This is a genomic window from Gaiella sp., from assembly GCF_035558935.1.
In the GTDB taxonomy this organism is placed as follows: Bacteria; Actinomycetota; Thermoleophilia; order Gaiellales; family Gaiellaceae; genus Gaiella.
Window position 1 is genome coordinate 1 of sequence record NZ_DATMBZ010000114.1, and the last position, 14524, is coordinate 14524.

Consider the following 14524-nt stretch of genomic DNA (forward strand, 5'->3'; position numbering starts at 1 on the left):
GGCGTCGCCGACCGCCGCGAACAGGTTCCGGCGCGTCGAACGGGAGGGGCGACGATCGGGCTGCCCGGGCACGGCCTGCTCCGAACCGCGCATCGCTCCTCCTCTCGTCGAACTCGCCGTGCGTCCACGATGCCGCGCGGAGCCAGGCGGCCGCCCGGCTTCGGAGGTGCGGCAGGCCGCACGCCTGAGGCCATCCGCTGAAAGCCGCAGCGGAGCGCGGTGTTCAGCGGACGTCGCGGCGCGCGCTCGCGCGGATACTCGGAGCGACCATGGACGCATCCGTCCTCGCCGCCGTGGGCGTCTCCGAAGACGTCTTCGTCCAGGTCGCGGCGATCCTCGTCGTCTCGGCCGTCGCCGGCGCGGCGGCGGTCTGGCTCCGGCTCCCGCTCGTGATCGCGTACATCGCGGTGGGCGTCGCGGTCGGCCCGAGCGCAGCCGGCCTCGTGGAGCCGGGCGGCGATCTCGAGCTTCTCGCCCAGCTCGGCGTCGCACTCCTGCTCTTCGTCGTCGGGCTCAAGATGGACGTGCACGTGATCCGCACGCTCGGGCCGGTTGCGCTCGTCGTCGGCGGTGCCCAGATCGTGCTGACCGCGGCCGGCGGCCTGCTGGTCGCGCTCGCGCTCGGCCTCGCGCTGACACCGGCGCTCTACGTCGGAATCGGCCTCGCGCTCTCGAGCACGATCATCGTCGTCAAGGTCCTGACCGACAGGCGGGAGCTCGACGACCTCCATGGTCGGCTCGCCGTCGGTGTGCTCATCGTCCAGGACCTCGTCGTCGTCGTCGTGATGATCGCCGTGACGGCGAGCGGTGAATCCGGGTCGACCGGGCTGGCGCTCGTCGAGGTCGTCCTGAAGGGCGCCGCGCTGCTCGTGGTGCTCGGCTTGCTGATGCGGTTCGCCCTGACGCCGCTCCTCCACCGGCTCGCGCGGCTCCCCGATCTCCTCGTGCTCTTCGCGATCGCGTGGGCCGTCGCGCTCGGGGCGGTCGGCGAAGAGCTCGGTCTCGGGTTCGAGGTGGGTGCGTTCCTCGGGGGGATCTCGATCGCTTCGACACCGTACCGCGAGGCCGTCGGCGCGCGGCTCGTCTCGATCCGCGACTTCCTGCTCCTCTTCTTCTTCATCGATCTCGGTTCGCGGATCGACCTCGGCCAGCTCGCGGGCCAGCTCGCGATCGCGCTCGTGCTCTCCACGTTCGTGCTCGTCGCGAAGCCGCTGATCGTGACAGCGCTGCTCGGCGCGCTCGGCTACCGCAAGCGCGTCTCCCTCGAGACGGGCCTCGCGCTCGCGCAGATCAGCGAGTTCTCGCTCATCCTCGGGGCGCTGGGCCTCCACGTCGGGCACATCGACGAGGACACCACCTCCCTCCTGACCGCGGTGGCCCTGCTGACGATCGCCGTGTCGGTGTACGTCTATCCGCACTCGGGTGCGATCGCGGCCCGACTGGGCACGAGGCTCGACGTCTTCGAGCGCCGGGTGCCGCGAGCCGAGGAGAACGGCAAGCCGGAAAGACCGTTCGACGTGATCGTGCTCGGCCTCGGCCGCTACGGCGCGGGCGTCGTCGAAGGGCTGCTGGCGCGGGGCGAGCATGTCCTCGGCGTCGACTTCGACCCGGTCGCGCTCGCCCGCTGGTCGGACGAGGGCGTCGACGTCGTCTACGGCGACGCGGAGGATCCCGAGCTACCCCACCTGCTGCCGCTGCCTCGGCACGGCTGGGTCGTGAGCACGGTGCGGCGCGTCGACGCGAACCTCGCGCTTCTCCACGCTCTCGCGCACGAGGGGTACGCCGGACATGTCGCAGTCGCGGCGCACCGGCCCGCCGACGTCGCCCGCCTCACCCGCGCGGGCGCCCACCACGTGCTGATGCCCTACGTCTCGGCGGCGCGCGACGTCGTCGACCTCGTCGCGGACGGCCGCTGAGCTCTGTCCGAGCTAACGCGGCTCGGACGAGACGAGCGCCAGCAGGCTCTCGTGCTCCTCGTGGCAGGCCGGGCAGCCCTCGAGATGCGCGCGGAGGCCCGGGAGCGCCGCGTCGGCGTCGGCGCCGTCCACCTCCAGCTCGACGTAGCGGTCGAGCAGCTCGAAGCACGTCTCGCAGCTGACCTCCGGGCCGACCGGACCGAGCGAGCGCGCGATCGCGCGGCTTTGCGCGTCGAAGTCGCTCACGAACCCTCCTCTCTCTGCTCGCCCACCGCGTAACCCGCAGCCGCGAGGGCGCGACGCAGGTTGCGGCGGGCGTCGTGCAAGGTCTTGTAGAGCGCGCCGCGGGTCGTCTGCAACCGCTCGGCGAGCACGTCGATGGGCACGTCGTTGAGCGCGAGCGCGACGAGGACGCTCCGTTGGTGTGGCGTCAGCGTGGTCGCGATCGCGTCACGGATCGCCCCGAGCAGCTCACTCTGCTCCGCCTCGTCCTCGGGCAGCGCCTCGGAGCTCGCGAACACGTTCCACGCCTCGTCCTCGAGGGGAATCTCGCGGCCCTGCCAGGCACGGCGCCTGACCTTGACCGAGGCCTGGTAGAGGGCGAACTTGTACGCCCAGGTGGTGAAGCGGCTCAGGCCGCGGTAGTCGTCGAGGCGGGAGAGCACGGCGAGCAGCGCGTCGTCGGCCGCCTCCTGGGCGATGTCGTCGAGATCACCGCGCAGATGCGGGTGCGAGCCTCGGCGCCGCCCGGTCTCGAAGCGCGCCGCGCGCAGGAGCAGCGTGTGCAGGCGCTCGACGGCAAGGTCGCGGACGGCCCCGTCGCCCCGCAGGTCCCGTAGCCACGCACCGGACTCCTCGTCGAGGGACGCGGGTCGGTTCTCGTCGATCGCCACGGGACGTCCGGCGGCGCTCTCCATGCGGGACACGATAGGCGCCGTGGTGCTCATGCGGCGAGCGGGGCGTCGTCGAGCGGGGCGTCGTCGAGCGGGGCGAAGATGCGCGCCGCGAGGGAAGGCGGGCAGCCCCGCTCGACGAGCTCGATCAGGGCGTGGAGGTCGTAGCGTGCGTCCCGCGCGAGCCGGGTCGCGAGCCCGCGCGGGAACCCTGCGTCGACGAGCCGGTCACGGCGCCATTCGAAGGGCGTGGCTTCGCCCCTGCCACCCGTCGTGGCCCTCCGTTGGTGATCGGTGTGCTGCGCCATCACGGCCTCCGTCGTCGTGCGCCTCAGGCTGCGAAGCGCGCCGGGAACTGCTGGATGATCCCCTCGCTCAGCATGTCCGCCATGCCGAGCGCCTGCTTCACGATCGCGTCGTAGGCGCGGACGTCGGCGTTCCACTTGCCCTGCAGACGGGCGACGACCTCCTGCGTCGTGAGCGCGAGGTGCGACCGCAGCATCGCCTTCATCTCGCCGAGCTTCCACGCGTTCGGGTTCGCCGTGTTGAGGAAGCCCGCGATGGTGTCGGCGTTCCGCTGCCACGCGGCCTGCTCCTTCGTGAGCTTCGCCTGGTCGCCGGCCTTCGCGGCGGCGATCAGGTCGGCGGCGACCAGGATGTGCTCCCTGAGGAGCCCGGTCAGCTGGTTGCCCGCCTTGGCGCCGTAGTACGGCTTGATCGCGTTGCCGATGTCGGTCTGGTTGCGCAGGAGCCGGGCGACCGTCGCCTTCGTGTCGGGCGACCCGGTGGTGAGGCTGATGATCCCGAGCCGCGTCCAGGACACGTGGTCCTCCCACAAGGCCCGCATCCCCTGCCGGAGCGCGAACTCGGAGCTCGTCACGGCTCCCTTCGTGGCGGCGGGCTCCCCGTGCGCGGCGGCGTCGTGACCGCCCGAGAAAGCAAGCGCGGCGAGCGCTGCGACGGTCGCGATCAGCAGCGTCAGGCCGAGCGGGATGCGCCGGTGCGTGCGTGCATCGGTCATCTCGTTCCTTTCGGTTGGAGTCGTGTGAGCCGGCCGGCGGGGCGGCCGGGCGCGGTCAGGTGGAGGGCGGCGGCGAGCCCGACGAGCTCGATCGCCTTCGTCACCAGGCCGAGGCCGTCGGCCGGCTCTTGGTCGGGGTGGAGCACGGGGACGCCGACGGTGATCGCGAGCGCGTACGCCGCAGTCAGGCCGGCGAGTACCGCTCCCGCGGCTCCGACGGCGAGCCGGCTTTCCGGGCGGTACGTCAGGGCGACACAGAGGGCCGCGAGGAGTGCCGCCGAAGCGAGGAACCCCACGCCCGCAGCGGTCTCCTCGCGGAGGTGCTCGGGCACGAGCGCCGCGTGGATCCCTGTGCTGATCGCGCAGGAGGCGATGAGCACTTCGTGCGCGACGGTCGCTCTTGTCACCGGACGTTCACCTTGCTCGTTGGTGTCCGGCGGGCGCGGAGTCTTACCTCCGCGCCGGAGACTTCACGCAGCGCGGTGCGCGCGGACGAACGCGTCGATCGCGACCGCCTCGCCGTCTGCGAGGGCGACGGTGCGCTCCACCGCCTGCGCACGCTCGACGATCAGGTCGCCGAGCGCCGGCAATACGTCCTCGGCCGTGTAGAGGACGGACGCGTCCTTCGGCCCGCCGTGGCCGTGCGCGAGGTTCGTCGTGTCGTGACCGAGGACGAGCACTGTCCCGCCGGGGGCGACCGCGGCGGCAGCCATGCGCATGGCATGGAGCAGCTCGTCGCGAGGAAGCTGGAGGTAGAGCACGGCGACGAGGTCGAACGCCCGCGGTTCCGGCCGGTAGTCGAGGACGTCAGCGACGACCCACTCGGCCTCGACGCCGCGGCTGGCGGCGAGCTCCGCCGCCTTCGCGAGCGCGACGTCGGAGAAGTCGACGCCGGTGACCCGCCAGCCGCGCTCCGCCAGCCACACGGCATTCCGGCCCTCGCCGCAGGCGAGGTCGAGCGCGCGGCCGGGCTCGAGCCCCTCGACCTCGGCCGCGAAGCGCCGGTTCGGCTCGGCCGTCCAGACGAGCTCCTTCTGCGCGTAGCGCTCGTTCCAGTCCTCGCGGGCGAAGCCGGGTCTGATCGAGGTCGCTGGACGTCGTTGCTCGGTCACCCTCGCAACCTACGCGACGAGAGGATTCGACCAGCGAATCCCCGGGAAGCGCGAGTAGTCGGCGTCGGCGGAGCAGAGCTCGGCGTCGTGCTCGAGCGCAAGGGCCGCAAGATGCGCATCGGACGTGAGGTTCCCCCGGTGCCGAGCGGTTCCGCCAGCTGGCGCAGGACGACGAGGCTCATTTGTGGAGCTCGAGCTTCCGCACGATCTCGTCGTCCTCGAGGCGCGCGGCGAGATCGAGCGCGCGGTCGAGATCGATCCCCGGCCGCAGCCCGAGCGGTCTCGCGTCGATCCGGAAGGGCGCCGGCGGGCTCGGCCCGTCGTGCAGTCCCCGCCGGAGCACGCTGTTGACCACCTGCTTGAAAAGCATCAACCTAGATGATGACTAGATGCGAAGACGCTCGGCCGCCGTCTCGGCCATCAGCGGCACCGCCTGCTCGAAGCCCGCGGCCCGGGCGTCCTCGGCGCCGAGCTCCCCGCGGCGGAAGCGTCCATAGATCGCCTCGCAGAAGACCGACGCCTTCCAGAGCGCGAGCGCCTCGAACCAGCCGAGGGGGCCGACGTCCCGTCCGCTCCGCTCGGCGTAGCGCTCCACCAGGGCAGCCTTCGTGGGAAACCCCTCCAGCGCCGTGACGGGCGAGACGCCGAGCGGGCTCCTCTCCCCGCCGGGCTCGGTGTACGTCGCGAGGAGGTAGCCGAGATCGGCCCTCGGATCGCCGATCGCGCCCATCTCCCAGTCGAGCACCGCCTGCACGCGGTCGGGACGTTCCCGCTCCACCATCAGGTTCCCGAGCCGGTAGTCGCCGTGGACGACAGTGTCGGGCAGCGGGGCGGGCAGCTCGGCGGCAAGCCGGTGGCCGACCTCGACGACGGCGGGGATCTCGCGCGTGGCGTTGATCTCCCACAGCTGCGAGAACCGTCGCACCTGCCGCTCGAGATAGCTCCCCGACCGTGCGAACGCGGCGAGCGCGGGGTCGCCGACGTCGGCGGAATGAATCTCGACGAGCGCGTCGACGAGCTCCTCGCCGAGGTGGCGGCGCGCCTCCGGCGCCTCCAACCCCCGCGGCAGGGCGGTCGTGACGATGTGGCCGTCGAGGAAGCCCATCAGGTAGAACGGCACGCCGAGGACGTCTTCGTCCTCGCAGACGGCGAGAATGCGCGGGAGCCGGATCCCGTGCGGGGCGAGCGCGAGCTGGAGCCGGGCCTCTCGCACCATGTCGTGCGCCGACGGAGGAAGTGGCGGCCTCGGTGGCCGGCGGAGCACGTACCGCTCGTCTCCGCGTTCGAGGAGAAAGGAGAAGTTCGACCCGCCCCCGTCGCCGATCCGCTCGGCGCGAACGGGCCCTTCGCCGAGCCCGTGCCTGTCGAGGAACGCCTCGAGGCGGTCGAGCACCAGGAGCGGCTGCCGCCCGGCGTCCGTCGCCTCGGCGGTGGTCGCGACGATGTCGGCGCCGGTGGCCACGGGGCGATCGTGCCACGACCGCCCCGCAGCCGAAAGCGCTACGCCATGGACGCCCGCGCGGTGCACCGCTCGCCGGTCGGGCTCGTCGCTCTGGCGACGAACCGGCCGGAGCCGGTGCTGACGAAGCGTGCCTCGAACGACCCGCTCGGCGCCCGCGTGACACGCACCCGGCTGGCGACCTGCGTCCCGTTCCGGAAGAGGACGACGCGCCAACGGACGCCGTTCCGGTTCTGGTCGACCTCGAACTCGACCTCGGTGCCGGCGTCCTCACGGCTCAGCTTCAGCTTCGAGCTGCTCGCCTTCGTGCACGTTCCCGCGACGCGCACGTCGCCATCCTTCGCGAGCGCCGCCGGCGCGAGCGCGAGCAGCGCTCCGACGATTCCCGTGACCACGATCGTTGCCGTCAGCTTCATCACCCATCTCCAATCTCGACTGCTCCGACGCCTCGGAGCCTGCCGCTGCACGGGTCCCGGCGACAATGGGACCTTGGTCGCAGACCCGCTTGCCCCGTGAAACATCCGGTCACGCAGTTCGCCCTCGCAGGGCTCGCCGTCCTCGCGGTCTTCGGCGCCGGTGCGCTGCTCGCGCTCCGGAGCCTCGGGCACACCGAGGCGCTCCGCGACGCCCGCCAGTTCGCCACCCTGGCGGGACAGGGCGTCGTCGAGCCGGCGATCGCACCCGGCCTGCTCGGCGGCGACCGCGAGGCGATCGCCGCCGTCGACCGGATCGTCCAGGAGCGCGTCCTCGGCGAGCGCGTCGTCCGCGTGAAGATCTGGTCGCGCGACGGTCACGTCCTCTACTCCGACGAGCCGCGCCTGATCGGCTCGCGATACCCACTCGACGACGCGAAGCTCGACGTGCTGCGGACGGGCCGCACCCAGGCAGAGCTGAGCGACCTCACCGGGCCCGAGAACCGGTTCGAGCAGGGGCAGGGCAGCCTGTACGAGGTGTACCTGCCGGTCCGCGCGCCCGACGGCACGCCGCTGCTCTTCGAGACCTACCAGCGCACGAGCTCCGTCGCCTCGACGGGACGGCGGATCTGGATGCCGTTCGCCGCCCTCCTGCTCGCGAGCCTCGGGCTCTTGTGGCTCGTCCAGGTCCCGCTCGCGTGGCGCCTCGACCGAAAGCTGCGCCGGACGCAGCAGGCCCGCGAGGCGCTTCTCGTGCACGCAGTCGAGGCGTCCACCGACGAGCGGCGACGCATCGCCGCCGAGCTGCACGACGGCCCCGTCCAGGAGCTGGCCGGCCTTTCGTACTCGCTGAGCGCCGCCGCGCAGACGGAGACATCGCCGGCGGCTCGAGAGACGCTCGACCGGGCAGCCGCCGGGACGCGCGACTCGATGCGGAAGCTGCGGTCGCTCCTCGTCGAGATCCACCCGCCGAACCTCCGCGCAAGCGGCCTCCAGGCGGCCATGGCGGACCTCCTCGCCCCGCTGCAGGCACGCGGGATCGACACCGAGCTCACCGTCGAGCCGGGAATCGGCCTGGACGAGGAGGCGGAGCGACTCGTCTACCGCGCCGCAGCCGAGGCGCTGCGCAACGTGCAGCGCCATGCGGAGGCGACGCGCGTCCGCGTCGCGGTGACGAGGGGCGGCGGACACGTGCGACTCGAGGTCACCGACGATGGCCGCGGCTTCGCGCCGGGCGAGCGCGAGCGCCGTCGCGAGGAGGGCCACGTCGGACTCTCGCTCCTCGAGGAGCTCGCGGCACGGGCGGGGGGCGGGCTCGAGATACGCTCGGCGCCGGACGAGGGGACCACGTTCCGGCTGGAGCTGCCGCAGACATGATCCGACTCCTGATCGCGGACGACCACGCCGTCGTGCGCAGCGGGCTCGAGCGGCTCGTGTCGACGTTCGACGGGATCGAGCTCGTGGGGTCGGCCGCGGACGGGCACGAGGCCGTCGAGCAGTGCGAGCGCGCGCGCCCGGACGTCGTCCTGATGGACCTCGAGATGCCCGACGTCGACGGGATCGAGGCGACCCGGCGGATCGCGGCGGCACAGCCGGACGTCGCAGTCGTCGTCCTGACGTCGTTCTCGGACCGGGAGCAGATCCTTCGCGCGCTCGACGCCGGCGCCGCCGGCTACCTCTTGAAGGACGCCGAGCCCGCGGAGATCGAGAAGGCGGTGCACGCCGCGGCGCGCGGCGAGGCGCCACTCGACCCCCGCGCCGGACGCGCGCTCCTCGAGGCTCGCACGGTCCCCTCGCCGCTCGACGCGCTGTCGGAGCGCGAGCGCGAGGTCCTCGCTCTCGTCGCGCGCGGGCTGCCCAACAAGCTCATCGCAAGGGAGCTCGCGATCAGCGAGAAGACGGTGAAGGCGCACCTGACGCAGGTGTTCCGCGCGATCGGCGTCACCGACCGCACGCAGGCGGCGCTCTGGGCCGAGCGGAACGGCCTCTCGGCCGGGTCGTAGGACCGAGGTCCGATTGCGCGCGCGCCTGTCCGGCGCGCACGATTGGCGGGTGACACGCCGCCTTGCACTCCTCGTCGCGCTCGCCGCGACGATCGTCGCCCTCCCGCTTGCCCCCGCGACCCGCGCCGACGACGGCGGCCGGGCGGACGTCCGCGTCGAGCGCTCGTGCGCGGCACAGAGCACCATCCGGCTCCGTGTCCGGGCAGAGGACGAGGGCCTGCTGCGCGTGGACCTCGACGTCCGAACGCCGCGGCGCGGAGCGCGGTGGGCCGTGTCCGTCGTGCACGAGCGGCGGCTCGTCTGGAAGGCGGCACGGCGCACGAGCGCGGGCTCGGGGTCGTTCTCCGTCCGCTTCGGGATGCCCGACTGGCCGGGGCGCGACACGGTGGTCGCGCGGGCGGTCGGCCCGAGGGGCGAGGTCTGCCTCGCCGCCGTAACGGTCTGAGGCTGACTCAGAGGCCGCGAGCTCTTCGGCTGGCGGCTTGCTGGCGCTTCGAGGCGGACAGCTCCAGCTTGCGCAGGCGGATCGAGGCCGGCGTCACCTCGACGCACTCGTCGTCGCGAATGAACTCGAGCGCCTGCTCGAGCGAGAGGGGTCGCGGCGGGATGAGGCGGACGAGCTCGTCGGCCGTCGACGAGCGGATGTTCGTCAGCTTCTTCTCCTTGGTGGCGTTGACGTCGAGGTCCTCGGCCCGCGCGTTCTCGCCGACGATCATCCCCTCGTAGACCTCGACACCCGGCCCGACGAACAGCGAGCCCCGCTCCTGCAGGTTGAGCAGCGCGAAGGTCGTGGTCGGCCCGCGCCGGTCGGCGACGAGGCTCCCGCTCGGTCGCGTGCGGAGCTCCCCGTGCCAGGGCTCGTAGCGGTCGAAGACGTGGTGGAGGATCCCGGTGCCGCGCGTCTCCGTGAGGAACTCCGTCCGGAAGCCGATCAGCCCGCGGGCGGGGACGAGATATTCGAGCCGCACCCAGCCGGTGCCGTGGTTGACCATCTGCTCCATGCGCCCCTTGCGCAGCGCGAGCAGCTGCGTCAGCACGCCGACGTACTCCTCGGGCGCGTCGATCGCGACCCGTTCCACCGGCTCGTGGACCTTCCCGCCGACCTCCCGCGTGACCACCTGCGGCTTGCCGACGGCGAGCTCGAACCCCTCGCGCCGCATCAGCTCGACGAGCACGGCGAGCTGCAGCTCGCCGCGGCCCTGCACCTCCCAGGCGTCCGGCCGCTCGGTCTGGACGACGCGTAGCGAGACGTTGCCGACGAGCTCCTGGTCGAGGCGCTGCTTCACCATCGGTGCGGTGAGCTTCGAGCCCTCCTGGCCCGCGAGCGGCCCGGTGTTGATGCCGAACGTCATCGAGAGACTCGGCTCGTCGACCTCGACCACGGGGAGCGGGCGGGGGTCGTCCGGATCGGCGAGCGTCTCGCCGATCGTCACCTCGGCGAGCCCGGCGACGGCGCAGATCTCCCCCGGTCCCGCCTCCTCCGCCTCGACCCGGTCGAGCGCGTCCGTCACGTAGAGCTCGGTCACCTTCGCCCGCTCGACCGTTCCGTCTGCCCGGCACCAGGCGACCTGCTGGCCCGCGTGGAGCGTCCCGTTGTGCACGCGGCAGACGGCGAGCCTGCCGACGTACGGCGACGCGTCGAGGTTCGTGACGAGCGCCTGGAGCGGGTGCCCCTCGTCGAAGACCGGGGGCGGGATGGTGGCGAGCAGCGTGTCGAACAGCGGCTCGAGGGTTTCTTCCAGGCCGGGAAGGCTGGGCGACAGCCCCGCCTTCCCGGCCCGTGCGTTGCAGTACACGATCGGAAACTCGATCTGGCTCTCGTCGGCATCGAGGTCGAGGAACAGCTCGTAGACCTCGTCCACGACCTCCACGGCACGCGCGTCCGGCCGGTCGACCTTGTTCACGACGAGGAGGACGGGGAGGCGCGCCTCCAGCGCCTTGCGGAGGACGAAGCGGGTCTGCGGCAGCGGCCCCTCGCTCGCGTCCACGAGCAGGAGGACGCCGTCGACCATCCGCAGCGCGCGCTCCACCTCGCCGCCGAAGTCCGCATGCCCGGGCGTGTCGACGATGTTGATCTTGACGCCGTCGTAGCGGACTGCGGTGTTCTTCGCGAGGATCGTGATGCCCTTCTCGCGCTCCAGGTCGAGCGAGTCCATGACGCGCTCGGCCACGTCCTGGTTCTCGCGGAACGAGCCCGACTGCCAGAGCATCGCGTCGACGAGCGTCGTCTTGCCGTGGTCGACGTGCGCCACGATCGCGACGTTCCGGATGTCGTCGCGCGACGGCACCGCGCGAGGGTAGCCGCAGGCACACCCGGCCATCCCCTGTTGCAAATCCGTGCGAAACGGGTTTCGAGCGGCCGAAGCGGTTCAGTAGTAACCCGAACGCACGCTCATGACGTGCCCTGACGCAACCACGTGCCGAACCGCACACCATCCAGGACATGTTCCTGGACGACCCGAGAAGCACCGGTCCCCGGTGGGGGGAGCGGGGAAAGGAGAGGCACGTGAGGATTTCGAGAATTGCAGTCGTGCTGGCGGGCGCCGTCGTCGCGCTGGCGCTCACCGCGAGCGTGGCCCTCGGCGCGAGCGGGAAGATCGTGGTCTTCGCCGCGTCGTACTCCGGCACGGCGACGACGACCGTGAACGACACGGTCGCGACCATCAGCGCCACCGGCACCGGCAAGGGCACGGGGCTCGGCGCCGGGAAGATCACCGGCAACGGCACGGGGGACACCTCGCAACAGCCGTGCGTCCCGTTCACGGGCCCCGGGGCGATGATCGGCACCGGGAAGAACAAGCTCACCTTCAAGGTCGTCGCGGGCTCGACCGGGTGCGGCGACGAAGCCGGGCAGGTGTTCAGCATCTCCGGCAAAGCGCTCGTCGTGAAGGGCACCGGAGCGCTTGCGAAGGCAAAGGGCACCCTGAAGTTCACGGGCGTCTACGACCGGGGCGCGGGCACCTTCACCGTCAAGTTCAAGGGGAAGTTGACCCAGTGACCGCCGAATCGGAGTCACCGGCAAGGAGGCGTTCGATGAGACGACGCACCGCCGTTCTCGTCGGGATGTTCGTGCTCACGCTGACGGCAGTCGGCCTGGCAGCCGTCCCGGGCGAGATCCCGTTCCCGTCGCAGACGGTCGAGAGCGTCTTCGTCTCGACTCGCACCGTGACGGCCCCCTCGAGCCCGGACGGGCCGGGGGTGCTCACCAACTTCTATGCGCGCGGCTCGACCGTGGTGTTCCAGGTCTTCGCCGGCGCGACCAAGACCGGCAAGATCCTCACGGGAGCGGACGTCAAGTACGCGTACGTGAAGCTCCCGGACGGCACGAAGATCAAGCTGTCCTACAAGGAGCCGGCGAACACGACCGACCCGGCCTGGTCGGGGACGTGGACGATCCCGGCCAACTACACGCCGAAGATCGTCGATTTCGTCGTCCGCTTCCGGACGAAGGACAAGCAGTACGGCAACTTCGTCCAGATCCCCGTCTCGACCTCGCAGCTCACGGTCACGGCGGGGTGAGGAGGCGATGACCTCGATGAACGCATACAAGCGGAGGAACTCGATGAGACGCCCACTCGTGCTGCTGGGCTTCGTCGCCGCGGTGATCGCCCTCGTGGTGCCCGCGGCCGTCCAGGCGGCGGGGCCGACGAAGCTCGACGCCTTCATCTACGTCGACACCGTGAACGGCACCCGTCCGACCGGCGCGAAGCCACGTCCCATCGGCTGCACGCAGTCGAACGTCTTCACGCGAGGCGAGCAGATGGTGTTCCGCGTCTGGGGGACCGACGCGGCGACCGGCGACGTCCTGTCGACCGAGAACGTGTCGGACGGCTACGTGACGTTCCCGGGGATGGCGAACCAGAAGCTCAACTGGGGCGCGCACGGCGCGACGTCCAACCGCGTCTGGTTCTGGACGGCCCCGGTCAACATCCCGGCCGACTTCCCGCTCGGCACCGGCACGGCCCGCGTCGTCTTCAAGACCGACGACGGCAAGACCGGGACCTACGACTACCAGTTCACGATCGTGCCGGCCCTGAAGGCCGTCACGAAGCCCAAGGCCAAGCTCGCGAGCAGGGCCGCGAACCGCTGAAACCGGCAGGAGAGTTGCCATGAGACCCACACGTTCGAGATCGCTCAGGAGGGTCGTTGCAGCATGCGGCGCTCTGGTCCTGGCCGCCGCGCTCCAGTCCGTAGCGACGGCCGCCCCCACGCCGGTCACACCACCGCAGATGCCGGGCGCCGCCCCGCTGTTCGGGCCGCTCGCAGACGCCGGCGTGGCGGTGGAGACGGTGTCCACGCTGAAGACGGTCCCCGACGTCGCAGTGCCGGGCAAGCCGGTCACCATCACCGGTGCCGGACTGCCGAAGTCGAAGGACGTGAGGCTCGTCTGGATGACCGCGAACGTGCGCTGGGTCCTCGATCCGAAGGCGGACAGCGTCGACTACATCGGCCGCAAGGTCGACAAGATCGGCGTGGCGCTGGCGAACACGCAGACCGACGCGTCGGGCGCGTTCAAGGCGTCCTTCCGCGTCCCGAAGGACTTCGGCGGCCTGCACGACATCTTCGCCGTCGTCGACGGGAAGCAGGTGGCCAAGGGCGGCTTCCTGCTCGAGCGGACGGTGAGGATGACTCCGACGCGGGGCCCGGTGGGCACGCCGATCAAGGTCACCGTCGTCGGCATGGGCTCGCCGACCTACGAGAGCGTCGGCGCCGTTCTCTACGACAACAAGTTCGCAGGCGCGATCTCCGCGAACACGACACGCGGCGTGTCCGTCTTCACGATCCGCGCGTCCGGCGGCGTCGGCACGCATTGGATCGAGGTCGCCGGCTCGAGCCACACGGTCCCCTACCTCAACATGCAGCAGTCCCCCGTCCCGTGGACGGACGGCCATCGCCTGGCGTTCCGCGTCACCGCCGACAAGGGCGCGCCGAAGCCGTCCGTCGAGCAGCCGAAGGCCGTCACAGCGACGATCGCCGAGCGGACGACGCTCCAGAACGCGAACCTCGCAGCCGGAGCGGCTGCGAGCGCACAGCTCAGCTCGACGAGCGGCCCGATCCTCTCGAAGACGACGCTGAGCGCCGGGGGGCTGAGCGCCGGCCAGCCGTATGTCGTGCAGTGGGCGAGCGTCGTCGGCAACCGCGTCAACTGCACCGGCCAGTGCTGGAACTTCGTCAACGAGGTCGTCGGCAACGGCGTCGCGGGCGCAGACGGGACGGCCAGGGCCGACATCAAGGTCCCGGACGGCCTCGGCGGCTGGCACGCCGTGCAAGTCGTCCAGGGCGGCCAGGTCAAGGCGCAGACGAGCTACTTCGTCAAGCGGACGTTCGTCTCGATCCCGAAGACCGTGAAGGCGGGGCGGCCGTTCATCGTCGAGCTCAAGGGCGTCGGGTGGACGCAGCTCGACAACACGGTGGCCGTGACGTACGACAACGCGTACGTCGGTTACGCGTGCGGCTTCAACTCGAACGGGTACGTGCGAATCCAGCTCTTCGCCACCGGCAACAAGGGCACGCACCTGATCGACCTCTACCCGCTGCTCTACACGCAGCAGCCGGCGTACCCCTACCCGCAGCTCGGCATGGTGCCGTTGCTCGGGTTCGCGATGGACGCGCCGGGCCTCGGCGCGGGCTACGACCTGCCCGCGTTCCGGCTCGCCATCAAGGTCGTCTAGGACGCGAAGGGGGTCGGGCGCTCGGCCCGGCCCCC

18 protein-coding genes are annotated in these 14524 nt (G+C 71.4%); 8 read left to right on the forward strand and 10 right to left on the reverse strand.

Going from position 1 to position 14524, the window contains the following annotated elements:
• Positions 1 to 269 precede the first annotated feature (269 nt).
• Positions 270 to 1916: a cation:proton antiporter gene (locus VNM44_RS10900; protein WP_325625903.1), complete on the forward strand. Its 1647-nt coding sequence runs from the start codon at positions 270 to 272 to the stop codon at positions 1914 to 1916.
• Positions 1917 to 1928: 12 nt separating this feature from the next.
• Here VNM44_RS10900 and VNM44_RS10905 read toward each other — a convergent pair whose 3' ends face one another.
• From VNM44_RS10905 to VNM44_RS10945, 9 genes are all read right to left on the reverse strand, one after another.
• Positions 1929 to 2162, reverse strand: coding sequence for a hypothetical protein (locus VNM44_RS10905; protein WP_325625904.1), 234 nt, complete (start codon positions 2160 to 2162; stop codon positions 1929 to 1931).
• Entirely contained in the window at positions 2159 to 2833 is a 675-nt protein-coding gene (locus VNM44_RS10910) for a sigma-70 family RNA polymerase sigma factor (RefSeq protein WP_325625905.1), read from the reverse strand. Before VNM44_RS10910 ends, VNM44_RS10905 begins: the two co-directional genes overlap by 4 nt.
• A 26-nt stretch (positions 2834 to 2859) precedes the next feature.
• Entirely contained in the window at positions 2860 to 3117 is a 258-nt protein-coding gene (locus VNM44_RS10915) for a hypothetical protein (RefSeq protein ID WP_325625906.1), read from the reverse strand.
• Between the two features lie 23 nt (positions 3118 to 3140).
• On the reverse strand, positions 3141 to 3830 hold the full coding sequence (locus tag VNM44_RS10920; protein ID WP_325625907.1) for a hypothetical protein: 690 nt from the start codon (positions 3828 to 3830) through the stop codon (positions 3141 to 3143).
• On the reverse strand, positions 3827 to 4237 hold the full coding sequence (locus VNM44_RS10925; protein WP_325625908.1) for a hypothetical protein: 411 nt from the start codon (positions 4235 to 4237) through the stop codon (positions 3827 to 3829). Before VNM44_RS10925 ends, VNM44_RS10920 begins: the two co-directional genes overlap by 4 nt.
• Positions 4238 to 4300: 63 nt before the next feature.
• Positions 4301 to 4942, reverse strand: coding sequence for a class I SAM-dependent methyltransferase (locus VNM44_RS10930; protein ID WP_325625909.1), 642 nt, complete (start codon positions 4940 to 4942; stop codon positions 4301 to 4303).
• A gap of 178 nt (positions 4943 to 5120) precedes the next feature.
• Positions 5121 to 5312, reverse strand: coding sequence for a hypothetical protein (locus VNM44_RS10935; RefSeq protein WP_325625910.1), 192 nt, complete (start codon positions 5310 to 5312; stop codon positions 5121 to 5123).
• Between the two features lie 15 nt (positions 5313 to 5327).
• Positions 5328 to 6404 (reverse strand): phosphotransferase family protein, encoded by a 1077-nt coding sequence (locus tag VNM44_RS10940; RefSeq protein ID WP_325625911.1) that lies wholly within the window; start codon positions 6402 to 6404, stop codon positions 5328 to 5330.
• A gap of 38 nt (positions 6405 to 6442) precedes the next feature.
• Entirely contained in the window at positions 6443 to 6817 is a 375-nt protein-coding gene (locus VNM44_RS10945; protein ID WP_325625912.1) for a hypothetical protein, read from the reverse strand.
• 96 nt (positions 6818 to 6913) lie between these two features.
• On the opposite strand from VNM44_RS10945, the gene VNM44_RS10950 reads away from it, so the two are divergent.
• From VNM44_RS10950 to VNM44_RS10960, 3 genes are read left to right on the forward strand one after another with little or no spacing between them, the layout of a single operon-like run.
• Complete coding sequence (locus VNM44_RS10950) at positions 6914 to 8191, forward strand: sensor histidine kinase (RefSeq protein ID WP_325625913.1); 1278 nt, start codon at positions 6914 to 6916, stop codon at positions 8189 to 8191.
• Entirely contained in the window at positions 8188 to 8817 is a 630-nt protein-coding gene (locus tag VNM44_RS10955; protein WP_325625914.1) for a response regulator transcription factor, read from the forward strand. The genes VNM44_RS10950 and VNM44_RS10955 overlap by 4 nt, the downstream gene beginning before the upstream one ends.
• Positions 8818 to 8866: 49 nt before the next feature.
• Positions 8867 to 9262 carry a hypothetical protein gene (locus VNM44_RS10960; RefSeq protein ID WP_325625915.1) on the forward strand — a complete coding sequence of 132 codons (396 nt, stop codon included), beginning with the start codon at positions 8867 to 8869 and terminating at the stop codon, positions 9260 to 9262.
• Between the two features lie 7 nt (positions 9263 to 9269).
• On the opposite strand, the gene typA is transcribed toward VNM44_RS10960, so the two are convergent.
• A complete protein-coding gene (gene typA / locus VNM44_RS10965; RefSeq protein WP_325625916.1) occupies positions 9270 to 11105 on the reverse strand; it encodes a translational GTPase TypA in 1836 nt (611 codons plus the stop codon).
• A gap of 218 nt (positions 11106 to 11323) precedes the next feature.
• On the opposite strand from typA, the gene VNM44_RS10970 reads away from it, so the two are divergent.
• The 4 genes from VNM44_RS10970 (at position 11324) to VNM44_RS10985 (ending at position 14489) form a co-directional block, all read left to right on the forward strand.
• Entirely contained in the window at positions 11324 to 11815 is a 492-nt protein-coding gene (locus tag VNM44_RS10970) for a hypothetical protein (RefSeq protein ID WP_325625917.1), read from the forward strand.
• A 35-nt stretch (positions 11816 to 11850) separates the two neighbouring features.
• Positions 11851 to 12336 carry a hypothetical protein gene (locus VNM44_RS10975; RefSeq protein ID WP_325625918.1) on the forward strand — a complete coding sequence of 162 codons (486 nt, stop codon included), beginning with the start codon at positions 11851 to 11853 and terminating at the stop codon, positions 12334 to 12336.
• A 43-nt stretch (positions 12337 to 12379) separates the two neighbouring features.
• Positions 12380 to 12907, forward strand: coding sequence for a hypothetical protein (locus VNM44_RS10980; protein ID WP_325625919.1), 528 nt, complete (start codon positions 12380 to 12382; stop codon positions 12905 to 12907).
• Positions 12908 to 13046: 139 nt separating this feature from the next.
• Positions 13047 to 14489, forward strand: coding sequence for a hypothetical protein (locus tag VNM44_RS10985; RefSeq protein WP_325625920.1), 1443 nt, complete (start codon positions 13047 to 13049; stop codon positions 14487 to 14489).
• The last annotated feature ends 35 nt before the right edge of the window (positions 14490 to 14524 follow it).